This is a genomic window from Labedaea rhizosphaerae (assembly GCF_004362825.1).
GTDB classification, from domain to species: domain Bacteria; phylum Actinomycetota; class Actinomycetes; order Mycobacteriales; family Pseudonocardiaceae; genus Labedaea; species Labedaea rhizosphaerae.
On record NZ_SNXZ01000001.1, the window covers coordinates 154357 to 177183 of the forward strand.

23 protein-coding genes are annotated in these 22827 nt (G+C 70.1%); 11 read left to right on the plus strand and 12 right to left on the minus strand.

Annotated elements, in window-relative coordinates; all coding sequences use genetic code 11:
* Window positions 1-15 precede the first annotated feature (15 nt).
* From EV186_RS00700 to EV186_RS00710, 3 genes are all read right to left on the minus strand, one after another.
* Window positions 16-573 carry a hypothetical protein gene (locus tag EV186_RS00700; RefSeq protein WP_133848658.1) on the minus strand — a complete coding sequence of 186 codons (558 nt, stop codon included), beginning with the start codon at window positions 571-573 and terminating at the stop codon, window positions 16-18.
* A gap of 110 nt (window positions 574-683) precedes the next feature.
* A complete protein-coding gene (locus EV186_RS00705; protein WP_133847149.1) occupies window positions 684-2687 on the minus strand; it encodes a thioredoxin domain-containing protein in 2004 nt (667 codons plus the stop codon).
* A 27-nt stretch (window positions 2688-2714) separates the two neighbouring features.
* Window positions 2715-3884, minus strand: coding sequence for an MFS transporter (locus EV186_RS00710; RefSeq protein WP_166658974.1), 1170 nt, complete (start codon window positions 3882-3884; stop codon window positions 2715-2717).
* Between the two features lie 107 nt (window positions 3885-3991).
* Here EV186_RS00710 and EV186_RS00715 point away from each other — a divergent pair, with 107 nt between their 5' ends.
* Together EV186_RS00715 and EV186_RS00720 are read left to right on the plus strand one after the other, a co-directional pair.
* A complete protein-coding gene (locus tag EV186_RS00715) occupies window positions 3992-4474 on the plus strand; it encodes an Lrp/AsnC family transcriptional regulator (RefSeq protein ID WP_133847151.1) in 483 nt (160 codons plus the stop codon).
* Window positions 4471-5001 (plus strand): nitroreductase family protein, encoded by a 531-nt coding sequence (locus EV186_RS00720; protein WP_208115440.1) that lies wholly within the window; start codon window positions 4471-4473, stop codon window positions 4999-5001. Before EV186_RS00715 ends, EV186_RS00720 begins: the two co-directional genes overlap by 4 nt.
* 2 nt (window positions 5002-5003) lie before the next feature.
* Here EV186_RS00720 and EV186_RS00725 read toward each other — a convergent pair whose 3' ends face one another.
* Both EV186_RS00725 and mca read right to left on the minus strand, forming a co-directional pair.
* Complete coding sequence (locus EV186_RS00725; RefSeq protein ID WP_243753899.1) at window positions 5004-5234, minus strand: hypothetical protein; 231 nt, start codon at window positions 5232-5234, stop codon at window positions 5004-5006.
* Window positions 5235-5275: 41 nt separating this feature from the next.
* Complete coding sequence (mca, locus tag EV186_RS00730) at window positions 5276-6157, minus strand: mycothiol conjugate amidase Mca (protein ID WP_133847153.1); 882 nt, start codon at window positions 6155-6157, stop codon at window positions 5276-5278.
* Window positions 6158-6295: 138 nt separating this feature from the next.
* Between mca and EV186_RS00735 the strand changes: the two genes are divergently transcribed.
* Both EV186_RS00735 and greA read left to right on the plus strand, forming a co-directional pair.
* The gene (locus EV186_RS00735) at window positions 6296-6751 is read left to right on the plus strand and encodes a DUF4307 domain-containing protein (protein ID WP_133847154.1); all 456 of its coding nucleotides are present in this window, start codon (window positions 6296-6298) and stop codon (window positions 6749-6751) included.
* Window positions 6752-6936: 185 nt separating this feature from the next.
* Window positions 6937-7434: a transcription elongation factor GreA gene (gene greA / locus EV186_RS00740; protein ID WP_133847155.1), complete on the plus strand. Its 498-nt coding sequence runs from the start codon at window positions 6937-6939 to the stop codon at window positions 7432-7434.
* A gap of 156 nt (window positions 7435-7590) precedes the next feature.
* Here the strand turns inward: greA and EV186_RS00745 are convergent, their stop codons facing one another.
* Window positions 7591-8058, minus strand: a complete 468-nt coding sequence (locus EV186_RS00745) for an Lrp/AsnC family transcriptional regulator (RefSeq protein WP_133847156.1) — start codon at window positions 8056-8058, stop codon at window positions 7591-7593.
* A gap of 147 nt (window positions 8059-8205) precedes the next feature.
* Here EV186_RS00745 and hppD point away from each other — a divergent pair, with 147 nt between their 5' ends.
* Both hppD and EV186_RS00755 read left to right on the plus strand, forming a co-directional pair.
* Window positions 8206-9390: a 4-hydroxyphenylpyruvate dioxygenase gene (gene hppD / locus EV186_RS00750; protein ID WP_133847157.1), complete on the plus strand. Its 1185-nt coding sequence runs from the start codon at window positions 8206-8208 to the stop codon at window positions 9388-9390.
* 330 nt (window positions 9391-9720) lie between these two features.
* Window positions 9721-9996 (plus strand): hypothetical protein, encoded by a 276-nt coding sequence (locus tag EV186_RS00755; protein WP_133847158.1) that lies wholly within the window; start codon window positions 9721-9723, stop codon window positions 9994-9996.
* Window positions 9997-10015: 19 nt separating this feature from the next.
* Here the strand turns inward: EV186_RS00755 and EV186_RS00760 are convergent, their stop codons facing one another.
* The 5 genes from EV186_RS00760 to EV186_RS00780 all read right to left on the minus strand — a co-directional run bounded on the left by EV186_RS00760 (window position 10016) and on the right by EV186_RS00780 (window position 15692).
* The gene (locus EV186_RS00760; protein ID WP_133847159.1) at window positions 10016-11173 is read right to left on the minus strand and encodes a cystathionine gamma-synthase; all 1158 of its coding nucleotides are present in this window, start codon (window positions 11171-11173) and stop codon (window positions 10016-10018) included.
* Between the two features lie 155 nt (window positions 11174-11328).
* The gene (locus tag EV186_RS39315) at window positions 11329-11958 is read right to left on the minus strand and encodes a hypothetical protein (protein ID WP_208115441.1); all 630 of its coding nucleotides are present in this window, start codon (window positions 11956-11958) and stop codon (window positions 11329-11331) included.
* Between the two features lie 181 nt (window positions 11959-12139).
* A complete protein-coding gene (locus EV186_RS00770) occupies window positions 12140-13402 on the minus strand; it encodes a hypothetical protein (RefSeq protein WP_133847160.1) in 1263 nt (420 codons plus the stop codon).
* A gap of 111 nt (window positions 13403-13513) precedes the next feature.
* The gene (locus tag EV186_RS00775) at window positions 13514-14884 is read right to left on the minus strand and encodes a cystathionine beta-synthase (RefSeq protein ID WP_133847161.1); all 1371 of its coding nucleotides are present in this window, start codon (window positions 14882-14884) and stop codon (window positions 13514-13516) included.
* 127 nt (window positions 14885-15011) lie between these two features.
* The gene (locus EV186_RS00780) at window positions 15012-15692 is read right to left on the minus strand and encodes a TIGR00266 family protein (protein WP_133847162.1); all 681 of its coding nucleotides are present in this window, start codon (window positions 15690-15692) and stop codon (window positions 15012-15014) included.
* Window positions 15693-15897: 205 nt separating this feature from the next.
* Here EV186_RS00780 and EV186_RS00785 point away from each other — a divergent pair, with 205 nt between their 5' ends.
* Window positions 15898-16695: an SGNH/GDSL hydrolase family protein gene (locus EV186_RS00785; protein WP_243753752.1), complete on the plus strand. Its 798-nt coding sequence runs from the start codon at window positions 15898-15900 to the stop codon at window positions 16693-16695.
* Between the two features lie 77 nt (window positions 16696-16772).
* Window positions 16773-17993, plus strand: a complete 1221-nt coding sequence (locus EV186_RS00790) for an acetyl-CoA C-acetyltransferase (protein ID WP_133847163.1) — start codon at window positions 16773-16775, stop codon at window positions 17991-17993.
* A 199-nt stretch (window positions 17994-18192) separates the two neighbouring features.
* On the opposite strand, the gene EV186_RS00795 is transcribed toward EV186_RS00790, so the two are convergent.
* Complete coding sequence (locus tag EV186_RS00795) at window positions 18193-19011, minus strand: Bax inhibitor-1/YccA family protein (protein ID WP_133847164.1); 819 nt, start codon at window positions 19009-19011, stop codon at window positions 18193-18195.
* 387 nt (window positions 19012-19398) lie between these two features.
* On the opposite strand from EV186_RS00795, the gene EV186_RS00800 reads away from it, so the two are divergent.
* The 3 genes from EV186_RS00800 (at window position 19399) to EV186_RS00810 (ending at window position 22817) form a co-directional block, all read left to right on the plus strand.
* Window positions 19399-20829, plus strand: a complete 1431-nt coding sequence (locus EV186_RS00800; protein ID WP_133847165.1) for a SpaA isopeptide-forming pilin-related protein — start codon at window positions 19399-19401, stop codon at window positions 20827-20829.
* A gap of 1 nt (window position 20830) precedes the next feature.
* Window positions 20831-21562 carry a sortase domain-containing protein gene (locus tag EV186_RS00805; protein ID WP_133847166.1) on the plus strand — a complete coding sequence of 244 codons (732 nt, stop codon included), beginning with the start codon at window positions 20831-20833 and terminating at the stop codon, window positions 21560-21562.
* 79 nt (window positions 21563-21641) lie between these two features.
* Window positions 21642-22817 (plus strand): polysaccharide deacetylase family protein, encoded by a 1176-nt coding sequence (locus tag EV186_RS00810; RefSeq protein ID WP_243753753.1) that lies wholly within the window; start codon window positions 21642-21644, stop codon window positions 22815-22817.
* Window positions 22818-22827: the final 10 nt, after the last annotated feature.

A 22827-nucleotide genomic window follows, 5' to 3' on the forward strand; every position in this document is an offset into this window, starting at 1 on the left:
GGCCGTCGCGAGCGCTCAGAGCTCGGGACCCTTGGCACGCAGGTCGTCCACCTTGGCCATGGCGTCGCGCAGTTCGCTCAGCCACTGGTCGGCGTGCTGGCCGACCAGGCGGACCGCCCACGCCAGGGCCTCGGACCGGGACCGCGCCACACCCGCGTCCACGAGGGTGTCGAGGATCAGCCGCTCCGGCTGGCGCAGCCGGGTCATCACCGGCACCGACAGCGTCGTGAACAACTCCTCGGACCCACCCAGCCGCGCGCCCCACGCGACCTTGCGGCCGTAGCGGTGCTCGGCCTGCCGCGCGATCTCGATCCGCTCGTCGCGGGTGTCCTCGCGGAACCGACTGATCCGGCCGTTCTCGGCGGCCGCGCGGGCCGCGTCGTCGTCGAACTGCTCGGTGAGCGCCGGCAGCTCACCGACCACGATGATCTCTTCCCGGTCCACGGTCACCGTGACCTCACCGGTGAACCAGCCGTCCGGCAACCGGCCGGAGAACCACGCCTTGGCGTCGTCGGCGTTCGGCAGGTCGGCCTGCTGCCAACCGCCGCGGCCACGCCAGCCGCCCCGCCCCATCTTGTGCCCGTGCATTGCTTCCTCCGTTACAGCGATTACATGATTACATCGCTTCTGAGGTTACGTCGCAACCAGGCAAGAGACTCCTCTGTTCGCTGCGGGTGGAAGCGTCAGCCGCGGGTGAGCAACGCCGCGAGGTCGACCACGCTGGTCACGGGTCGGTCGCACACGTAACCCCGGCACACGTACGCGGCCGCGACCCCGTCGACCAGCGGCCGGTCGGCGAGCAGGGGCACACCCGGCGCGTCCGGGTCGCCGGCCAGCACCACCGAGCCGCCGGGCGCGGTGGCCACGGCCGTGCGCCGCAACTCGTCGTTCGCGCCGACGATCGCCACCTGCAGCGGCCCGCGCACCATCGACTCGGCCACCGACAACCAATGCCCGGCGAACCTCGGTGCCTGCGCCACCAGCGCACCGGCCCGCTCGAGCGCCGCCTCGGCGGCCGTGCGGTAGCGGTTGGCGTGCTCGTGCCCGGCCAGCGCCGACGCCTGCACCAGCGCGCCGGTCAGTGCCGAAGCACCCGACGGGCTCGCGTTGTCCGACGGGTCCGCGGGGCGCAGCACCAACGCGTCCGCGTCGTCGGCGGTGTCGTGGAACGCGCCGGGCGTGTCGACGTCGGCGAAGCGTGCCAAAGCGGTGTCCAGCAGGGCGACGGCCTCGGTCAGCCACCGCGGCTCGGCGGTGACCTGGTGCAACGCCAGGAGCCCGTCGGCGAGGCAGGCGTAGTCCTCCAGCACCCCGGCGGACTCGCCGACCACGCCCAGCCGCGACGTCCGCCGCAGCCTGCCGTCCACGACGTGCCGCTCGACGATGGCCGCGGCCGCAGTCGAGGCCGCGGCGGCGAAGTCGGGCCGGTCGAACGCGGCGGAGGCCTCGGCCAGCGCCCGGATGGCCAGGCCGTTCCACGCCGCGACCACCTTGTCGTCGCGGCCCGGCTGCGGTCGCGACGCACGCGCGGCGAGCAACTCGGCCCGCACCCGGTCGAACCGAGCGAAGTCGTCGGGCTCGTCCACCAACCGGAGCGTGGACGTGCCGTGCTCGAACGTGCCCTCCTCGGTCACACCGAAGAGCGAGGCAGCCCAACGACCATCCTCCGGACCGAGGACCTCGGTCAGCTGGTCGGGGGTCCACACGTAGGTCAGGCCCTCGACACCTTCGGTGTCCGCGTCCAGCGACGCGGCGAACCCGCCGTGCTCGGTGCCGAGGTCACGGATGATGAACGCTGCCGTCTCCGTGGCCACCTGCGCACAGCGTGCCGAACCGGTGACCCGCCAGAGGTGGGTGTACACGCCGAGCAGCAAAGCGTTGTCGTACAACATCTTCTCGAAGTGCGGGACGATCCACTCGGCGTCCACGCTGTAGCGGGCGAACCCGCCGGCCAGCTGGTCGTAGAGCCCGCCGTCGGCCATCGCCGCCGCGGTGGCGTCCACGATGGACAGTGCTTCGGCCGATCCGGTCCGCTCGTGGTGGCGCAGCAGGAACTCCAGCACCATCGACGGCGGGAACTTCGGCGCACCACCGAACCCGGCGTGCTTGCGGTCGAAGTCGCCGAGCAACGACGTCGCCGCGCCGGACAGCACCGACTCATCCACAGTGGACGATGGCAGCGCACCGGTCTGCTTGCGCAGCACCGAGACGACTTCCCCGGCCGCCTCACGCACCTCGTCCGGCCGCTCGACCCACGCGTCCCGCACGGCCTCGAGCACCTGCCGGAACGACGGCATGCCCATCCGCGGGGTCGGCGGGAAGTAGGTGCCACAGTGGAAAGGTTCGCCTTGCGGGGTCAGGAAACACGTCATCGGCCAGCCGCCGTGCCCGGTCATGGCCTGGGTCGCCGTCATGTACACGGCGTCCACGTCGGGGCGTTCTTCCCGGTCCACCTTGATGTTCACGAAGTGCTCGTTCATGAACGCCGCCGTCGCCGGGTCCTCGAACGACTCGTGCGCCATCACGTGGCACCAGTGGCATGCCGCGTAGCCGACCGACAACAGCACGGGCACCGACCGTTCACGCGCCTGCTCGAAGGCCTCCGGCGTCCACGGCCACCAGTCCACCGGGTTGTCCGCGTGCTGCAGCAGGTAAGGCGAGGTCGCTCGTGCCAGTCGGTTGCCCATGACCCGAGTCTCCCCCGCGATGCGCACTCACCGCACACCCACCCGCACGACCAGCGCCGCGACCCCGACGACCGCCGTGGCGGCGATGGCCAACGTCACCGGGCCACCCAGGGACAACACCACCGTCGAGGACAACGCGGCGGCCGCGGCCATCGTCCACACGGCGGCCTCGACCTTCGCCTCCACCTTGAGCTTGCCCTCGGCCGGCAGCCCCGCCGCGAGCACGCCGCTGCCCGCGATGAAGCAGAGGTTCCAGCCGAGGCCGAGCAGGAACAACGCGACCGCCTGGCTCCCACCCGCCGTGACGGTCGTGCCGGCGCAGGCAAGCACCAGCACGGCGAACCCGAGCCACACGACCTTGATGGGCCCCAACCGGTCCACCAGGTACCCGGTCACCGGCGACGGCGCGAACATGCCGAACGTGTGCGCCGACAACACCGCGCCGATCATGGTCGTGGTCGACCCGTGCACGTGCATGGTCATCGGGGTCGCGGTCATCACGCCGACCATGACGACCTGCGCGGCGGCCATCGCGGCGAACGCGCGGCGGGCGGTGCTCGTGGCGAACAAGCGGCCCGGCGTGGCACGCACCGGCGCGGGCCGCGCGGCCCGTGGCACCGCGGCGACCACGACCGCGGCCAGTCCGGCGCAGCAGGCCGCGAGCACGAACGCGCCCTCGGCCGCACCGGCCAACGTCGTCGCCGGGCCGAGCAGCAGCGGTCCGCCGACCGCGCCGATGGTCGTGATCCACACGACCAACGCGATCGCCGATCCTTGCCGCCCGGGCGTGTGCCGTTCGGCCGCGACGTAGCGGGACAGCTGCGCGGCCGCGTTTCCGGTGCCCAGCAACACCATTCCCAGTCCGACGAACAGCGCGGAAGCGACCGGGCCCGCGCCGCCGAGCGTGACCAATGCGGCCAACGCGATGCCGGCCGCGCCGAGCAGGTATCCGCCGCCGAGGCCTGATCGCGGCCCGAACACGGACACGAGCCGGGCGACGGCCATCGACCCGGCGGCCGTGCCGACGATCCCGAGCATCGCCGGCACGCCGGCCCACGCCAAACCCAGGCGGTCACCGAAGACGAGGGTCGCGGCCGCGCTCGCGGTGCCCATCGCGGCGCTCATGGCGGCGGCCGCCACACCGAGCGCCGCGGCCGACCTCGTGGCGCTGACCTGCGGGATCACAGTGGCTGTCATGGGATTCGAGCGTAGAAGGCGATCAACGCCCACCGAAGGGCCGACGACACCCGATCCAGCGAAAACACCTTGGGAACGCCAAGCGATCCCCGCCATAGACTTTGCGGATGGATCAGACCGACTGGCGCATCCTCGCCGAGCTCCAGCAGGACGGCCGGCTGTCGTTCAACGAGCTCGCCCGGCGGGTCACCTTGTCGGCGCCCGCCGTCGCCGAGCGCGTGCGGCGCCTGGAACGCGACGGCGTGATCGACGGCTACCGGGCGACGGTGAACCCGGGCAAGGCCGGACTGCCGTTCACCGCGTTCGTGCAGATGCGGTGCATGCTCGGGCGCTGCCTGCTCAAGACCACGGCCGCGGACGAGTTCCCGGAGATCGTCGAGATCCACCGGCTGTCCGGGCGGGCGTGCACGATGCTGAAGGTCCGGGCGGCGTCCATGGCGCACTTCGAGGGCCTGGTCGAGCGCCTCGGCGAACACGCCGAACTGGACACGCACGTCGTGCTGTCCACCCCGTTCGAGGGCCGCCCGGTCAGCGCCGACGCCATCCGCGCCCGCCCGGTGACGCCCTCGGAGGGGTGGACCACGTCGTGAACGAGCTGCACCCCGTGCTCGCCACGCGGTTCAGCCCGTTGCGGTTCGCCGCCGCCGGTCCGCTGGCCGACGAGCAGGTGGACCTGTTGCTGGAGGCGGCGCGCTGGGCGCCGTCGGCGGGCAATTCGCAGCCGTGGGCGTTCTTCACCGCGCGACCGGGCGAGCCGGACCACGCGCGGCTGCTCAAGCACCTGGCCCCCAGCGCGGCCGCGTGGGCGCCGGACGCGGGCCTGCTCGTGGTCACCGTGGCGCACCGGTTCGTCGAGGACACCGATTGGGCGTACTCGGAGTTCGCCGACTACGACCTCGGTCAGGCGGTGGCCCACCTGACCATCCAGGCGCAGGCGATGGGGTTGGCGTGCCGGCAGTTCCGCGCGTTCGACCTGGACGCGCTGACCGCTGACCTCGCGCCCTCGGCGGGCTGGCAGGTCGTGTCGATGATCGCCGTCGGCCGGCCGGCGGATTCGGGCGCCGCCCGGCGCGAACGGCGCACCATCGCCGACCTGCTCGCCGCGCCTTGGGTCTAGCGCTAGTCCTCGGTCTTCTTCTCGTCCTCGGCGGGCTTCGTCTCGCTGGGCGCATCGGGCTCGTCGAAGCTCGCGGGCACGCGCTTGAGGTGCTTGGTCATCGACCGCGCGAGGAAGACCACGGCGATCAGGAACACGATCAGGACGAGGAAGCCCAGCGGCGAGGACTTGCCGAAGTCCTCGCCCTGACCACCCTTGTCGTCGGATGGAGGCGGCGGCGGTTGCGCCACCATCGCCACCAGCTCCGCCTGCGGAATCGCGGCGGGAAAGACCATTACGCAGTCACCTTCTCACTGATACCGGAGAACAGATCATCCTCCGGCAGCGTGGTGTCCACCAGCGAGCGGGCCAGTTCGTACTCCTCGAACGGCCACACCTCGCGCTGCACGTCCAGCGGCACGGCGAACCAGCGGCTGTTCGGGTCGATCTGCGTGGCGTGCGCGAGCAGGGCCGCGTCGCGGGTCTCGAAGAAATCCGCGCACTCGATGCGGGTGGTGACCCGGTCGGCGTTGTCGGGCCGGTCGTCGTCCCACTTCTCCAGCCACTCGGTATAGGGCGACTCGATGTCCCGGGCGAGCAGCGCCTCGTGCATGGCGAGGATCCGCTTCTTGGAGAAACCGTGGCTGTAGTACAGCTTGAGCGGCGTCCACGGCTCCCCGGCGTCGGGGTAGCGGTCGGGGTCGCCCGCCGCGTCGAAAGCCGCGACCGACACCTCGTGGGTGCGGATGTGGTCGGGGTGCGGGTACCCGCCGTTCTCGTCGTAGGTGATGATCACGTGCGGGCGGAACTCGCGGACCACCTCGACGAGCTTGGCCGCGGACTCCTCGAGCGGGACCAGCGCGAAGCAGCCCTCCGGCAACGGCGGCTTGGGGTCGCCCTCGGGCAGCCCGGAGTCGACGAACCCGAGCCAGCGGTGCTGAACCCCGAGGATCTCCGCCGCCTTGGCCATCTCGGCCTTGCGGATCTCGCTCATGTTCTCCTTGACGTCCGGCCGCTCCATGGCCGGGTTCAGGATGTCGCCGCGCTCGCCCCCGGTGCAGGTGACGACCATGACCTCGTGGCCCGCGGCCACGTACTTGGCCATGGTGGCCGCGCCCTTGCTCGACTCGTCGTCGGGGTGCGCGTGCACCGCCATCAATCGCAGCTTGTCCGCCATGTTCTCCCTGGCTCCCTCTTCTCGGCTCACCGCGTTCAACGCACCCGGGCGCCGGGATCATCCGGGCGGCGCGAGATACTGGTCCCCTACCGCGGATCATTGTCCCGATGACACCGACAGTTCCCGTCAGGAGGGCCATTGAGCAGGGAGGCGACCTCGCTGAGCAGCGAGCTCGACACCGAGCGCTACGGCCGCAGGCGGCCGCGGCTGTCCAAGCGGTGGCGTGGCGTGCTGATCATCGCGGGCGCCCTCGCGCTGGGCGGCGTCGCGACGTGGCTCGCCTACGAGAACTTCGGAACTGCCCCGATCGACACCGAGCGTGTCGGTTTCACCGACCTCCCCGCCAACGCGATGCGATTGACGTTCACCGTCACCCGTGATCACCCGGACCGGCCGGCGGTGTGCATTGTGCGTGCGCAGGACGTGGCGGGCAATGAGAGCGGGCGCCGGGAAGTCCTGATCCCACCGGGCGGGGCGCAGACCTCGATCAGCACGGTCATCCAGAACGCCCGACCACCGGTCACGGCGGACGTTTTCGGCTGCTCATACCAGGTGCCGGCGTACCTGTCCACCGGCAGGCGGCCAACGGGGTGAACCCGCGTTTCGTGGTTCCCAGAATCGGGTAGAACGGATAAAACCGGCCCGCCTAATGGCCGCCACGTGGTATCATCACGTATCGGCACGGCCCCATGGCGGGCCGTGTTTTTCACATTCCGGGCGCCTGGATGGGCCGGAATCTGCCAGTTCCTGCCACACCATGGCGGGATAACGACGAGGAGTTGGTGACCGTGAGCGACACCCAGGTGACCTGGCTGACCCAGGAAGCCTACAACCGGCTCAAGGCCGAGCTCGACGAGCTCGTCGAGAACCGCCCGGTCATCGCCGCGAAGATCAACGACAGCCGCGAAGAGGGCGACCTCAAGGAGAACGGCGGCTACCACGCGGCACGCGAGGAGCAAGGACAGCAAGAGGCGCGGATCCGGCACCTGCAGGAGTTGCTGCGCAACGCCAAGGTCGGCGAGGCGCCGGCCAACGACGGCCTTGCCGAGCCAGGCAAGGTCCTCACGGTGAAGTACGAGGGCGACGACGAGACCGAGAAGTTCCTGCTCGCCACCCGCGAAGAGGGCGCCGAGGGTGAGCTGGAGGTGTACTCGCCGGAGTCGCCGATCGGCAAGGCGCTGCTGGGCGCCAAGGAGGGCGAGACCCGCTCCTACGAGCTGCCCAACGGCAACACGCAGAAGGTCACCCTGATCAAGGCAGTGCCCTACACAGGCTGACGCACGCACACTCTTCCCGCCCCCGATCGGCTCGCCGGTCGGGGGCGGAAGTGTTTCCGGGCAAGGGAATGCGGAACTCACCCGGCCCGAATGTGGGACACACCCCGCGCGAATGTGGGACACACCCGGTCTGAGTGTGGGACACGCCCCTGTGGGTCAGGTGGAGACGGCGCGTTCCAGGAGGGGGCGGACGCGGGGCGGCACGGGGGTGGAGAGCGCGATGGACGTGGACGTGCGCTGAACCCATTCCACGTCGACGACTTCGTCGATCACCCGCTGCAGGTCCGCATTGGACCGGGCGACCATCCGCACCAGCAGGTCCCCCTGCCCGGTGGTCGCGTGCACCTCGCACACCTCGTCGATGGCCGCCAGGCGCCTGGCCACCTCCCCGCGCCGCCCCTGCGCGATCTCCAGCACCGCGAACGCCGTCAACCCGTACCCGATGGCTCCGAGATCCACCGCCGGCGGGAACCCGGTCAACACGCCACGGCGGGAAAGCCGGTCCATCCGAGCCTGGATGGTCCCGCGAGCCACCCCCAGCCGCCGCGAGCACTCCAGCACGCCCAACCGCGGCTCGTCGGTGAGCAACAACAACAGCCGTGCGTCGAGGGGGTCCAGGTCCACGGGAAACCTCCTACACAGATTGCTCAGTCTGCCGACACGCAACCGTTTGGCACTGATCAGACTGTCCAGTGAATTCACTGAGTGTTGCTCAGACTGTACTGCCGGCCGCACCATCGGGGTACCGCATCGACACCAAGGGAGGGCCGGATGACCGACACCCAGCCGCTTGACGACGTGAGCTACGACCAGCTCCGCCAGTTGGTCGGCCTCGTCGACTACGACGACGCCAAGGACCCGTTCCCGGTGCGCGCGATGGACGCGGTCGTCTTCGTCGCGGGCAACGCGACCCAGACCGCGTGGTTCTACCAGGCCGCGTTCGGCATGGACCTCGTCGCGTACTCGGGTCCCGAGACCGGCAACCGCGACCACAAGGCGTTCGTGCTGAAGTCGGGCTCGGCGCGGTTCGTGATCAAGGGCGGCGTGGACCCCGCGAGCCCGCTGCTCGACCACCACCGCCGCCACGGCGACGGCGTCATCGACCTGGCGCTCGAGGTGGACGACGTCGACCGCTGCGTCGAGCACGCCCGCGCGCAGGGCGCCACCATCGCCGAGGAGCCGCACGACGTCAGCGACGAGCACGGCACCGTCCGCCGCGCCGCCATCCAGGCCTACGGCGAGACGCTGCACTCGCTGGTCGACCGCTCCCGCTACGCCGGCCCGTACCTGCCGGGTTACGAGGCCCGCACGCCGAAGCCGAAGCCCGAAGGCGCGCCCAAGCGCCTGTTCCAGGCCGTCGACCACTGCGTCGGCAACGTCGAGCTCGGCAAGATGGACTACTGGGTCGACTGGTACAACCGCGTGATGGGCTTCGTGAACATGGCGGAGTTCGTCGGCGACGACATCGCGACCGACTACTCGGCGCTGATGAGCAAGGTCGTCTCCAACGGCAACCACCGGGTTAAGTTCCCGCTCAACGAGCCCGCGGTCTCCAAGCGCAAGTCGCAGATCGACGAGTACCTGGAGTTCTACGCGGGCGCCGGCTGCCAGCACATCGCGTTGGCCACCAACGACATCCTCGCCACCATCGAGGGCATGAAGGCGGCGGGCGTGGAGTTCCTGGACACCCCGGACTCCTACTACGAGGACCCGGAGCTGCGGGCGCGCATCGGCGAGGTGCGGCTGCCGATCGAGGAGCTGCAGAAGCACCGGATCCTGGTCGACCGCGACGAGGACGGCTACCTGCTGCAGATCTTCACCAAGCCGATCGGCGACCGGCCGACCGTGTTCTACGAGTTGATCGAGCGGCACGGCTCGCTCGGCTTCGGCAAAGGCAACTTCAAGGCGCTGTTCGAGGCGATCGAGCGGGAGCAGGAGCGCCGAGGCAATCTCTAGCGGCGAGGCGCCATCAGCACCGCCGAGGCAATCTCCAGCGGCGAGGCGCCATCAGCACCGCCGAGCCAATCTCCAGCGGCGAGGCGCCATCAGCACCGCCGAGCCAATCTCCAGCGGCGAGGCGCCATCAGCACCGCCGAGGCAATCTCCAGCGGTGAGGCGCCATCAGCACCGTCGAGGCAATCTCTAACGGTGAGGCGCCACCAAGTTCAGCCGAGGGAATGTGGGAACGAACCTGAGAACTCCCTGTGACTAGTGGTTCGGCGTACCCGGCGACCGCACGCCGGGTACGCTCGTAACCACACGCCGGAGTTTCAGGTGGGGAGCAGCATGTCGGTCGTCGGTCGCATCGCGCGAGTGCTGCCGGTCGCGGCGGTCACGGTGGCCGCGACGGCGCTCGGCGGGGTCGCGGTGTTCACGGTGAGCAACGCCGGCTGCGCGGACCCCGGCCGCTACGTCCAGCACGACGGGCACGTCGAACTCGTCGGCGGTTGCATCGATGCCCGCGACCTGCCGCGGGCCCCTGGTGTGGTCGACAAGCAGGCGCCGGCGCAGCCGGCCACCCCGCTTGGCGGAGTCGACCGGCTGCAACAGGCTCGTCCCTAACTCAGCCCCAGCTCGCCGATCACCCCAGCGCGGCCAGCAGGTCCTGGACCAGGTCGGTGCCGTCCTCGATGCCGCACGACAGGCGGACGAGGTTGTCGGGCACCTGCAACATCGACCCGGCGACGCTCAGGTGCGTCATCCGGCCCGGGTGCTCGATCAGCGACTCGACCCCGCCGAGCGACTCACCGAGGATGAAGATCTCGGTGCGGGCCACCACGTCCAGCGCGGCCTGTTCGCCGCCCTTGACCGTGAACGACACCATCCCGCCGAAGCGGCGCATCTGCTTCGCGGCGGCCTCGTGGCCGGGGTTGTCCGGCAGGCCCGGGTAGTAGACGTGGTCGACCTTCGGGTGGCCCAGCAGCGCCTCGACCACGCGCTCGGCGTTGTCGCTGTGCTTGTTCATCCGCAACGCGAGCGTCTTGACCCCGCGCAGGGTGAGCCACGCGTCGAACGGACCCGGCGCGGCGCCGGCGGCGTTGCGCAGGAAGAAGAACTCCTCGCGCAGTGCGCTGTCCGACGTGATGAGCGCGCCGCCGACCACGTCGGAGTGCCCGCCGAGGTACTTCGTCGTGGAGTGCAGCACGATGTCGGCGCCGAGGCTCAGCGGCAGCTGCAGGTAGGGCGTGGCGAAGGTGTTGTCGACGACCAGGCGCGCGTCGTTCTCGTGCGCGATCCCGGACAGTGCGGCGATGTCCGCGACCGAGAGCAGTGGGTTGGTCGGCGTCTCGCACCAGATCACCTTGGTGTTGGGGCGAACCGCCGCCCGCGCCGCGTCCACATCGGACAGGTTGACCGCGGTGTGCTCGATGCCCCAGTGCTTGAGCACCTTGTCCACGAGGCGGAACGTGCCGCCGTACGCGTCGTGCGGGATGATCACGTGATCGCCGGGGCGGCACAGCGCCCGCAAGGCGACGTCCGCGGCGGCCATGCCCGAGGGGAACGCCAGCCCATAGGTGCCGCCTTCGAGGGCGGCAAGGCACTCTTCGAGCGCGGTGCGGGTCGGGTTCGCGGTACGCGAGTACTCGTAGCCGCCCTCACGCAGACCGCCCACGCCGTCCTGGGCGTAGGTGGAGGTCGCGTAGATCGGCACGATGACCGCGCCGGTGCGCGGGTCGGGCTCTTGCCCGGCGTGGATAGCCCTGGTCTCGAACCCGAGCCGGGACACGTTGTCAACCATGACACCGAGGGTACGGCCGAGGACCAGCAATAGCCCTCGTGCCCTGCATGTGGGACGCGGTGGTCAGGATGTCGCGGGCGTGCTAGCCCGCACGAACACCAACGCGGCGGCCGAGGCGGCCGCCGCGTTGGGCGTTTCCGGGTCGAGCGGGCTGGTCACCAGCTCTGGTAGCCACCCTGCTGCGGCTGCTGGTAGCCGCCGTAGGACTGGGTGGCGCCACGCAGCCAGTTCAGGGTCGGCGGGATCACCGAGAAGATCAGCAGGATCGGCGCGAGGATCAACGCGATCGCGAGGCACGAGTCCTCGAACGTGTTGAACTTGAAGATGGCCTCGAGGAAATCGCCCATCCCGGGGATGGCCTCGTCCGGGGCGCCGGCGTCCTTCATCGCGCTGCCGATCAGGACCGGCTGCAGCAGGATCGCCGCGATCGCCACGATGGCGCCGATGAGCAACACGAACGCACCGGCGACCTTGCGCACGAAGGTGACGATCGAGCCGACGAGGCAGACCGCCGCCGCGGCGAGCAACAACACGACCATGATGGTGAGCTCGGTCGGGGTGTTGTCCGGCGCGTCGCCCAGCATCTTGAAGGCCGGGATGGCCAGCAGGGCCGCGACGGCGATGCCGAGGATGCCCGCGATGATCGCGGTTGCGGGGTTGCCGCCGCCGGTCTGCGCCGGGTAGTTGTACCCGCCGCCGCCGTAGCCGCCCTGGCCGCCGCCCGGCTGGCCACCGCCCTGCTGCCACGGCTGTTGCTGGTATCCACCCTGCTGCGGATAGCTCATGGACCTACTCCCCCAAGAAGTCGTCGGGGCGCCTCAAGGCGCTCATCTAATCAGTCGGACCTTTGCATTCCTACGTGCGTTCCGGCCAGTTCTATAACACTTCGCTGCGTGATCGATCGCGTACAGCGAGCGGGCCCCGGACCACGTCGGTCCAGGGCCCACTCGAGGAACACCTACTCGGTCACCACTGCTGCGGTGGCTGGCCACCCGGCTGACCACCCGGCTGCCCGGGCGGCGGGCCGCCGAAGCCACCCTGCTGCGGGGGCTGCTGGCCGTAGCCACCCTGCTGCGGCGGCTGGCCGAACCCACCCGAGGGCGGGCCGCCGAAGCCACCCTGCTGCTGCGGGGGCTGCTGGCCGAAGCCCTGCTGCGGCGGCTGCTGCTGGCCGAAACCACCAGGCTGACCGCCACCGAAGCCACCGCCGCTGCCGCCGCCGAAGCCGCCACCGGGGCCACCCAGCGAAGAGCCGATGCCCAGGTACTGCTTGGTCTGCGGGAAGTAGCCCAACGCACCAGCGCCGGCCACCAGCAGACCCGCGATCAAGGCCCAGACCTTGACGTTGCCGAGCGGCGCATCGCTGGTGTCGCCCTCGAACTGCCCGAAGGCGATCATGTACAGGATCGCGCCGATGAACATCACCGCACCGGCCGCGATCGCGGCGTTGGCCGCCAGCTTGTGCTTGAGGTAGATCAGCACGCCGGCGCCGATGGCCGCGAGGCCACCGAGCAGGATGAGCAGCGTGGAGATCCAGACAAGCCCGGGAGACGCCACCTTCGCCTCGTCGGGCAGGTTCCCGACCGCCGACGCGTAGTCGCTGACGTCACCGGAGAAGATGTCGTCGGACAGCTCCCAGATCGCGGTCACCAGACCCAGCAGGGCGACGAGACCGGCGATGGCCCACGCGATCATCTGCGTGTTGTTGCCCTGACCACCGAAGTTCGGGCCCTGCGACAGGCCTTGCTGCTGGGCGAACCCGCCGTGCTGCGGCTGGCCGTAGCCGGGCGGCGGCTGCTGACCGAACCCGCCCTGCTGCGGCGGGGGCTGCTGGCCGAACCCGCCGGGCTGCTGGCCGAAGCCACCCTGCTGCGGCGGCTGCTGACCGAACCCACCGTGCTGCGGCTGCCCGAACCCACCGGACTGGTCCGACGCGCTCGGCGGCGGCGCGTACGGCGGGGTCTGGGGCGGCATGGTGCCCGGGGGCACCATCTGCGTCGCGTCGCCCTGGCCCTGCTGGCCGTGTTGACCGTGCTGGCCGGGCTGGACGACCTGCGTGCGGTCGGCGCCCTCGTCAGCGGGTGGTCCGCCGGGACCGCCCATCACCTGGGTCGGACCAGGGTTCGAGATCGCCGGGTTCGGGCCGCTGGGCGGTCCGCCCTGCGGCTGCTGCTCCTGGTTCGGCTGGCCGCCCTGCCATGGCTGGTTCGGCGGCTGCGGAGCACTCATGGAATGTCCAACTCCTCGGCCTTGACAATATTCAGTCGTCTGCTCGTTTTCGCTAACGCTAGTGGATCGCGCTGCTCCGTGTGGGGGATCACGGGGCAAAACGCCGAGGTGTCACCTGCCTGCCAGGTGCCCGAGCAGGTCCTGGCGGGTGACGACGCCCGCGGGTTTGCCGTCCACGAGCACCAACGCGCCATCGGCGTCGGACAGCGCGTGCATGGCCTTCGCGATCTGCTCGCCCGCCCCAATCGTAGGCAGCGGCGGTGACATGTGCTTGTCCAAGCGGTCAGCGAGGGCGGCCTTGCCGGTGAACAACGCGTCGAGCAGGTCGCGCTCGTTGACCGCGCCGACCACCTCGGCAGCCATCACCGGCGGCTCCGCGGAGACCACCGGCATCTGGCTGACGCCGAACTCGCGCAGGATCGCCACGGCGTCGGCGACCGTCTCGTTCGGGTGGCTGTGCACCAGCTCCGGGAGCGTGCCGTCCTTGCGGCGCAACACATCCCCGACGGTGGCGCCCGACTCCTCCGGCGCGAGGAAACCGTAGGACGACATCCACGCGTCGTTGAACACCTTGGACAGGTAGCCACGCCCGCCGTCGGGCAGCAGCACGACGATCACCGCGTCCGGGCCCTCGCGCCGGGCCAGTTCGAGCGCCGCCGCGGCCGCCATCCCGCAGGAACCGCCGACCAGCAGCGCCTCCTCGCGGGCCAGGCGACGGGTGACGTTGAACGAGTCGGCGTCGGAGATCGCGATGATCTCGTCGCAGATGTCGCGGTCGTAGGTGTCGGGCCAGAAGTCCTCGCCCACGCCCTCGACCAGGTACGGCCGGCCGGTGCCGCCGGAGTAGACCGAACCCTCTGGGTCAGCTCCGACGATCTTCACCTTGCCGCCCGAGACCTCCTTGAGGTAGCGGCCGGTGCCGGAGATCGTGCCGCCGGTGCCGACGCCCGCGACGAAGTGGGTGATCCTGCCCTCGGTCTGCTTCCAGAGCTCGGGGCCGGTGCCGTGGTAGTGGCTCGCCGGGTTCTCGACGTTGGCGTACTGGTTGGGCTTCCAGGCGCCGTCGATCTCGTTGACCAGGCGGTCGGAGACGTTGTAGTAGGAGTTCGGGTGCTCGGGCGCGACCGCCGTCGGGCACACGACGACCTCGGCGCCGTAGGCCTTGAGCACGTTGCGCTTGTCCTCGCTGACCTTGTCCGGGCAGACGAAGACGCACTTGTAACCCTTGCGCTGGGCGACCATGGCCAGCCCCACGCCGGTGTTGCCGGAGGTCGGCTCGACGATCGTGCCGCCGGGGCGCAGCTCACCCGAGCGCTCGGCCGCCTCGACCATCCGCAGCGCGATGCGGTCCTTCACGCTGCCGCCCGGGTTCATGTACTCCAGCTTGGCGAGCACCAACGGCTGGAGTCCCTGGGTCACCGTGTTCAGCTTGACCAGTGGGGTGTTGCCCACTAGATCGGCGACATGCTCGACGTACTGCACCAGAACTCCCTGTGCTTGTTGGTGCTCTCTTCGTTCGCACGGGCTTCGGCCCCTTCATGGCCTGGCTTGCCTCCGGCGCTGGAGCGCCTCCTGCAAACCGGGCCGGGCCGAAGCCGTGTCCACTACCTTATTGCCGCGACGGCACCACGGAGACCACCCACTGCGCGAGGGCGCTGAGGTTGCGGGTCTGGGTGAGCACCTGGCCGGGGCCCTGGAAGTCGAAGACGAGGCCCTCGCCGCTCTTCATGGACTGGATGATGCCGGTGGCCATCTTGCGGGTCTGGTACTGCACGGTGTCGGCGAACGCGACCACGTGGCCGGTGTCGATGGTGATGATCTCGCCGGGCTGCAGGTTCACGGTCTCGATCGCGCCGTAGGCGGAGGTGACCACGGTGCCCTGGCCGGAGCAGTGGGTGAGGAAGCCGCCCTCGCCGCCGATCAGGTTGCGGAACCCGCCCCACTTGGTCTCGGTCTGGATGCCGTAGGACGACGCGAGCCAGCAGCCCCGCGTGACGACGAAGCCGTACTGGCCGTTGAGTTCGATGGTCTGGACGTCGCCGGGCAGGTTCGGGGCGATGTCGACCCAGCCGCCCTGCGGTGGCGCGGTGTAGGTGGACACGAACAGCGACTCGCCCGCCAGGATGGCGCGGCCGAGGCCCTTCATGATCCCGCCCTGGGACTTCGACTGCATCTGCATGCCGTAGCTGTGCGCGAGCATGGCGCCCGCCTCGACCTGGGCCGGCTCGCCCGGCTGCAGCATCAGCCGCGCCACGGCGAAAGCGGGCTGCTGACGGATGTTCACCTGCACGCTGTTCCCCCGATGTACCCGATGAGGTGTGTGTCAGCAGCACCCTACGACGATCACGTGAGGGGGAATTCAGCGGTATTCCAGAGTCGCTCCACCGCCCCTTCGACGGGTTGGGCGATCCTGGGTACTCCAATCCATGCGGGGTTGAACCGCGGCGCTGCGCCGACCGTCGAACAGGTGGGGGCGCGGACGAGGGGAGGACACCATGGGAGGGATGCGCGGGCTGCGCGTGGCCGCACTCGTCGCCGGTGGTGGCGTGGGCCTCTCCGGTGGGATGTGGGGTCTGCTCAGCGGGCAGGCCAAGAAGGCGCGGGCGGTCATCGGGCTGCCGGCGGCCGAACCGTTCAACGGTGACGGCGTCTACTTCCCCGACGGCTCGGGCCCGCACGTGCACATCGGCGAGGTCCTGACGTTCGCCCTGCTCGGCGACTCGCTCGCGGCCGGGCTCGGCGCCGAGGACCCCAAGGCGCTGCCCGGCGTGCGGCTGGCCCGCGGCCTGGCCGAGGAGTCCGGGCAGCCGGTGCGCCTGACCACGTACGCGATCGTCGGGTCCACCACGAGGACGCTCGTGGCGCAGGTCGACGCCGCCATGACCGATCCCCCGGACGTCGCGCTGGTCATCATCGGCGGCAACGACGTCACGTCGGCGACGCTGGTGCGCACGTGCGCGGCGCTGCTGGGCGCGCAGGTGCGGCGGTTCACGGCGGCGGGCACGGCCGTCGTGGTCGGGACGTGCCCGGATCTGGCCATCGTGCGGCCGATCCCGCAGCCGTTGCGGTCGATCGCCAGCAACTGGAGCGGCGCGCTGGCCCGGGCGCAGCGTGCGCAGGTGCGGGCCGCGGGCGGGCGGGTGGTGCCGCTCGGCGAACTGCTCACCAAGGACTTCCTCGCCTACCCCGACGACATGTTCAGCTCCGACCGGTTCCACCCGAGCGGTACCGGTTACGAGCTGGCCGCGAACGTGATGCTGCCGCCGCTCTGCGCGGAAGCCGGAATCTGGTGAGCAAGCGCTCAGTCATCTCTTGCGTGGTTTCGCACTAGCATCGAGTTGTTCCGATGCTTCGGTGAAGGAGTTGTGCCATGCCAGAGGCTGTCATCGTCGCCGCGGCCCGCTCGCCGATCGGCCGGGCGGGCAAGGGGTCGCTCGTCGACATGCGCCCCGACGAGCTGACCGTGCAGATGATCCGTGCGGCCCTGGCCAAGGTGCCGCAGCTCGACCCGCAGGACATCGACGACCTCATGCTGGGCTGCGGCCTGCCCGGCGGGGAGCAGGGCTTCAACATGGCCCGCATCGTCGCGGTGCTGCTCGGCTACGACAACCTGCCCGGCACCACGGTGACCAGGTACTGCGCGTCGAGCCTGCAGACCACGCGGATGGCCATGCACGCCATCAAGGCCGGCGAGGGTGACGTCTTCATCTCCGCGGGCGTGGAGACCGTGTCCCGCTTCGCCAAGGGCAGCTCCGACTCGTGGCCGGACACCCACAACCCGGTCTTCGCCGACGCGGAGGCCCGCACCGCGACGGTGCAGGCCGAGGGCGCGGACGAGTGGCACGACCCCCGCGCGGACGGCGCCGTGCCGGACGCCTACATCGCGATGGGCCAGACCGCGGAGAACCTCGCGCGGTTGAAGGGTGTCAGCCGCGAGGAGATGGACGAGTTCGGCGTCCGCTCGCAGAACCTGGCGGAGAAGGCCATCGCCGACGGCTTCTGGGCCCGCGAGATCACCCCGGTGACGCTGCCCGACGGCCGTGAGGTGGCCAAGGACGACGGGCCCCGGGCCGGGGTGACGCTCGAGGCCGTCGCCGGGCTGAAGCCGGTGTTCCGCCCCGACGGTCGCGTGACGGCGGGCAACTGCTGCCCGCTCAACGACGGCGCGGCCGCGCTCGTGATCATGTCGGACACGAAGGCGGCGGAGCTGGGCATCACGCCGCTGGCCCGGATCGTGGCGACGGGCGTGACCGGCCTGTCGCCGGAGATCATGGGTTACGGGCCGGTCGAGGCGTCGAAGCAGGCGCTGGCGCGAGCCGGGATGTCCATTGGGGACATCGACCTGGTGGAGATCAACGAGGCGTTCGCGGCACAGGTGATCCCGTCCTACAAGGACTTGGGGATTCCGTTGGAGAAGCTGAACGTCAACGGCGGCGCCATCGCCGTCGGCCACCCCTTCGGCATGACCGGCGCCCGCATCGCGACCACGCTGATCAACTCCCTGCAGTTCCACGACAAGCAGTTCGGCCTGGAGACGATGTGCGTCGGCGGCGGTCAGGGCATGGCCATGATCCTGGAACGCCTCAGCTGACCCAAGAAACACGAAGGGGCGCCCGGCACATCGCCGGGCGCCCTCTTCTTTCACAAAAGACCGAAACGCAACCGCCGCCCGGCAACGCAAACCGCGAACCGCCCAACTGTCCCACTGAGGTTGAGCGGCGACCCACGAGCCCAAACGAAAGAGGCGCCCGGCCGAATCGGCCAAGCGCCCCTTCCTCCTCAGGCAAGCACTAGTTGTCGCTGTTCAAGATGGCCAGCAACCGGATGATCTCCAGGTACAGCCACACCAGCGTGGTCATCAGCCCGAAGGCCGCGTACCAGGCCCACTTGGCCGGCATGCCCGCGCGGATCATCTGGTCCGCCTGGTCGAAGTCCAGCAACAGCATGAACGCCGCGATGCCGATGAAGACGACCCCGATGATGATGCCGAGCGGGCCGTTGCCGCGGATGCCGGTCTGCACGCCGAACAGGCTCATCACGAGGTTGAACAGCATCAGCAGGACCGCGGCACCGAGCGCCGCGTAGACCCACTTCTGCAGCTTCGGGGTCACCTTGACCGCGCCGGTCTTGTACAGCGTGAGCATCACGCCGAACACCAGCGCGGTACCCAGCAGCGCCTGCACGGCGATGCCCGGGATGAAGTACTCGAACACGCCGGTGATCGCACCCAGCGCCACGCCTTCCGCGGCCGAGTAGCCGAGGATCAGCGCGGGGTTGGGGGTCTGCTTGAAAATGACGATCAGCGACAGGACCAGGCCCACCAGGATGCCGATGATCATCGGCGGGTAGGGCGAGATCGAACCGCTGAGCACGGCGATCGCGGTGATCACGCCGGTCAGCAGGGCGACGCCGAGGGTCATCGCGGTCTTGGTGACCACGTCGTCCACGGTCATCGGCCGGTCGCTGGTGGTGGGCGGGGCCTGGTAGCCGCCGTAGCCCGCCGGGCCGCCGGGTCCGCCATAGCCCGGCATTGCCTGGGTGTCGGTGAAGCCCGCATACCCGCCGCGTGGCGACAAGTTGCGGAACGCCGGGTTGCTGCTAGAACGCACCTGATCCTCCTGGGGCCTTGCTGGCGCCTTCACGGGGTACAACGCTCACCGAGACCGAAGGGTTCCCCGTCGGGTAAAGATGACTTTACCCAGTTTGACCACCCTGTGGTGAACGACCTCTCTTACCGATCGTCACGCTCAGCGTACTGGTCACGTTCCCCGCTCCCGGGTCGCTCACCCACATGACCCAAAAGCGGACGGGAATTCCCGGCACCTACCTCGTTCACCACGGCCGATACCCCGGATGGTGGTCCCTCCGCTGGCGGCTTGTGGCTGCCCGCGTCACCCAGAATCATCACGGACGGTGTCTGTCCGCTGGCGCAGCGTCGCTCTTCACCCGGACGGGCAGGAGGCATCACTCGGCAGGCGAAGGAGCCGTGACCAACCATGGGGCGTCAATCCCTGCGTGCGCTGGCCGCGACGGCAGCCACCGCCGTCGCGCTGTCCGGCGCGGCGATGCTCGTCACGGCGCCGGCCGCGTCGGCGGCGGTCAAGGAGGGCCTCGGGTACGACACCACGCCCGCGCAGCCCTACCTGCACAACCCCGACTCGTCGGACTGGATGGGTTCGTACGTCGTCGACGGCAAGCAGGTCTGGTGCGTGCAGTTCGCGTACAAGGCACCCGACAGCAACGAGCAGTACCAGGCGGGCGAGGAACTGCGCACCAAGTGGAACACCGCGCTGCCCAAGGACGTCGCCGCCGACATCTCCTACTTGTTGCTGCGCTACAGCACCACGAAGTCCAAGGACGAGGCGGCCGCGCTCGCGCACCTGCTGCACTCGTGGACCGCGGCACCGCAGGACCCCAGCCAGCTCGACGCCTCCAACGACTTCCGCCACATCGCCTACAACGCGCCGTTCCACCTGAGCAAGCTGCCCGCGAGCGCGCGCGCCGCGGTCACCCGGCTCAAGGCCGACGCCGACGCCAACCACGGCCCGTGGACGGCGAAGGTCGCCGCGCCGGAGAAGGACCAGGTGATCGGCACGCAGGACGACTGGAAGATCACCGTCACGGGTGCGTCCGGCAAGGCGATCGGCAACGTGCCGGTCAAGGTCACGCTCACCGACGCGGAGTTCGCCGAAGGCCCGGCCAAGGGCAAGACCGAGAGCACCGTGACCACGCCGGACGACGGCTCGGCGCTGGCGCTCGCCGTCACGCCGACCGGTGCGAAGCCCAACCTGAAGATCAGCCTGGACAGCCCCGCCGACAAGCCCGTCGTGCGCAAGGCCGTCGACGTCGACACCCAGCGCGTGGTCTCCACCGGCGGCGAGAAGACGCTCACGTCCGCGACCGGCACCACCGCGGTCACCGCGCCGGGCAAGGTCAAGGTGGCCAAGACCGACTCGCGCAGCGGCAAGGCGATCAAGGGTGTCTCGCTGCGGATCACCGGCGACGACGGCAAGACCGCCGCGCTCGGCCAGGACGGCAAGCCCCTCGTCGGCGCCGACGGCAAGCCCGCGGTCGTGGTGACCGGCTCGGACGGCACGGCGACCGTGCCGGACCTCAAGACCCCGCAGGACATCTGCGTCGTCGAGGTCTCCCCCGCCAAGGGATACGACCAGGCCTTCGACCCGGCCGATCCACCCAAGGCGTGCGGCACGGTGAAACCAGGCGACACGCTGGCGCTGTCCATGACCAACAAACCGAACATGACCGTGCCGAGCACCATCCCCGCCGGCGAGGTCGACAACCTGACGGCGACGGCGAACGTGGTCGACAAGCCGAACGGGGCCGCGCTGGCCGGGCTCGGCGTGCTGGCGCTGGCCGGCGCGGGCGGCGTCGGCCTGCTGATCCGGCGGCGGTCGACCGGACGCTGACATGCGAGTGCCCAAACCACGTCCGGAGAACCGGCCGTCCTACGTGTCCTTGGCGGTCGGGGTCGTGGGGGTGGCGGCCGTGGTGACCACGGCCGCGCTGATCACCCCCGCGCGGGCGGCCAGCACGCCGATCGCGTCCGCGCCGGTGGCCGGCGCGCGCGGCTGGACGCAGGTGGAAGAGGTGGTGCCCACGCCGAGCACCACGTCGTCGGCGAAGCCCAAACCGAAACCGGCGGCGAGCACGTCGGCGAAACCCAAGCCGCACACCAACGTCCCGGGGAAGCCACCATCGCAGCGGCCGGGCACCGTGCGGCTCGCCGGCGGCGGCACCGCGCTGCTCGTGCGCACCGAGGTCGGCCCGGACGGCGTGCTGCCCATCCCGGTCGCGCTGGACCAGGCGACCTGGTGGGGCGCCGAACTCGACGACCGCACCGGGGCCACTGTGCTCGCCGGTCACATCAACTGGCACGGCCAGACGGGGCCGTTCAACGAGCTCTGGCGCGCCCGCGTGGACGACCCCGTGACGATCGTCGACCAGCGGGGCCACACCTTGCGGTTCAAGGTGGTGCAGCTGGTGACCTTGCACAAGGACGAGCTGCCGCGGCGGGCGGGTGAGCTGTTCAGCCAGCGCGGCGCGCACCGCCTGGTGCTGGTCACGTGCGGCGGCGCGTGGGTCGGTGGCGAGATGGGCTACGCGTCCAACCGCGTGGTGATCGCGGAGCCGGTGAGGTAAGCCGTTCGAAGGTCGCCCGTAGGCGCGGCGCACCGGGATTTGCGCCGGTCACCGCTACCGTGGGCAACGCGTTCGCCCCATGAACGTCTCACCAATGGGGGACGGCGCGTGGGAGGCGCTCATGCTGGGGCAGGGACCGGGCGGCCGGCGCCGCGACTGGGGATCGCTCTCGTTCTACGGCGCGCTCGCGCTCACCGTGCTCGTGCTGATCGTCGTGGGCACCGTGCGCCCGGACCAGGGCGGCGCGTCGTCGGGGAATTCCGCGCAACCGCAAGGAAAAGCGACCGCGCCGCCGGCCTGGATGCACAAGCTGCGGCCGGGTGAGAAGCCGCCGCAGTTCGTGTTGTTCTCCTTCGACGGCGTCGGCTCGCACCTGCACTGGCAGCGCGTCCTGCCGATCGCGCAACGCACCGGCGCGCACTTCTCCGGCTTCCTGTCCGGCATCTACCTGCTGCCCGACGACCAGCGCGCCAAGTACACCGGGCCGGGGCACGGCCCGGGCAAGGCGTCGATCGGCTTCGGCGGCACCGCGCAGGACGTGCGCACCCGCGTCGACGACCTCAACCGCGCGGTCGCGCAGGGCGTGGAGATCGGCACGCACTACAACGGCCACTTCTGCAGTGGCAACGAACCCAGCGTCGGCGCCTGGACCAAGGCCCAGTGGAACAAGGAACTCGACGAGTTCTTCACGTTCGTTCGTGGCGCGCCGGGCCTGCACGTGACCCCGGCGAGCATCAAGGGTGGCCGGACACCGTGCCTCGAGGGCAGGTTCGACCAGTTGCTGCCCGCGCTCGCCGCGCGCGGCATGACCTACGACTCGAGCCAGGTCTCCGACGGCGTGGCGTGGCCGGTGCAGCAGCACGGCGTCTGGGAGTTCTGGATGCCGTTGGTCAAGGTCAAGGTGCTGCACGGCAAGAAGGTGATCATGATGGACTACAACCTGTGGTACCAGCTCAACGGTGCCCAGGACGATCCGTCGCGGTCGACCGCGTTCAAGGACGTCACGCTCGACACCTACCGCGCCGCCTACAACGCCGTGCTCAAGGGCAACCGGGCGCCGCTGGTGGTCGCTAACCACTTCAACGACTGGGCAGGCCGCGCCTTCAGCGACGCCACCGAGCAGTTCATGGGCGAGGTCTGCACCAAGCCCGAGACCGTGTGCGCGACCTACTCCGAGGTCATCGCCTGGATGAAGCTGCAGGACCCGGCGGTGCTGACCAACCTGCGCAACCAGCCCAACGCGCAGGTGCCCTGAGCCGACCCGA

Bases quoted from the DNA above. Each gene is read 5' to 3' on its own strand.
- EV186_RS00715 (WP_133847151.1), top strand. From the start codon at position 3,992: ATGGATCAGACCGACTGGCGCATCCTCGCCGAGCTCCAGCAGGACGGC.
- mca (WP_133847153.1), bottom strand. From the start codon at position 6,157: ATGGCGGACAAGCTGCGATTGATGGCGGTGCACGCGCACCCCGACGAC.
- EV186_RS00770 (WP_133847160.1), bottom strand. From the start codon at position 13,402: ATGAGTGCTCCGCAGCCGCCGAACCAGCCATGGCAGGGCGGCCAGCCG.
- EV186_RS00700 (WP_133848658.1), bottom strand. From the start codon at position 573: ATGGGGCGGGGCGGCTGGCGTGGCCGCGGCGGTTGGCAGCAGGCCGAC.
- EV186_RS00805 (WP_133847166.1), top strand. From the start codon at position 20,831: ATGCGAGTGCCCAAACCACGTCCGGAGAACCGGCCGTCCTACGTGTCC.
- EV186_RS00755 (WP_133847158.1), top strand. From the start codon at position 9,721: ATGTCGGTCGTCGGTCGCATCGCGCGAGTGCTGCCGGTCGCGGCGGTC.
- EV186_RS00705 (WP_133847149.1), bottom strand. From the start codon at position 2,687: ATGGGCAACCGACTGGCACGAGCGACCTCGCCTTACCTGCTGCAGCAC.
- EV186_RS00800 (WP_133847165.1), top strand. From the start codon at position 19,399: ATGGGGCGTCAATCCCTGCGTGCGCTGGCCGCGACGGCAGCCACCGCC.
- EV186_RS00710 (WP_166658974.1), bottom strand. From the start codon at position 3,884: ATGACAGCCACTGTGATCCCGCAGGTCAGCGCCACGAGGTCGGCCGCG.
- EV186_RS00785 (WP_243753752.1), top strand. From the start codon at position 15,898: ATGGGAGGGATGCGCGGGCTGCGCGTGGCCGCACTCGTCGCCGGTGGT.
- EV186_RS39315 (WP_208115441.1), bottom strand. From the start codon at position 11,958: ATGAGCTATCCGCAGCAGGGTGGATACCAGCAACAGCCGTGGCAGCAG.
- EV186_RS00790 (WP_133847163.1), top strand. From the start codon at position 16,773: ATGCCAGAGGCTGTCATCGTCGCCGCGGCCCGCTCGCCGATCGGCCGG.
- EV186_RS00725 (WP_243753899.1), bottom strand. From the start codon at position 5,234: ATGGTGGCGCAACCGCCGCCGCCTCCATCCGACGACAAGGGTGGTCAG.
- EV186_RS00810 (WP_243753753.1), top strand. From the start codon at position 21,642: ATGAACGTCTCACCAATGGGGGACGGCGCGTGGGAGGCGCTCATGCTG.
- EV186_RS00760 (WP_133847159.1), bottom strand. From the start codon at position 11,173: ATGGTTGACAACGTGTCCCGGCTCGGGTTCGAGACCAGGGCTATCCAC.
- hppD (WP_133847157.1), top strand. From the start codon at position 8,206: ATGACCGACACCCAGCCGCTTGACGACGTGAGCTACGACCAGCTCCGC.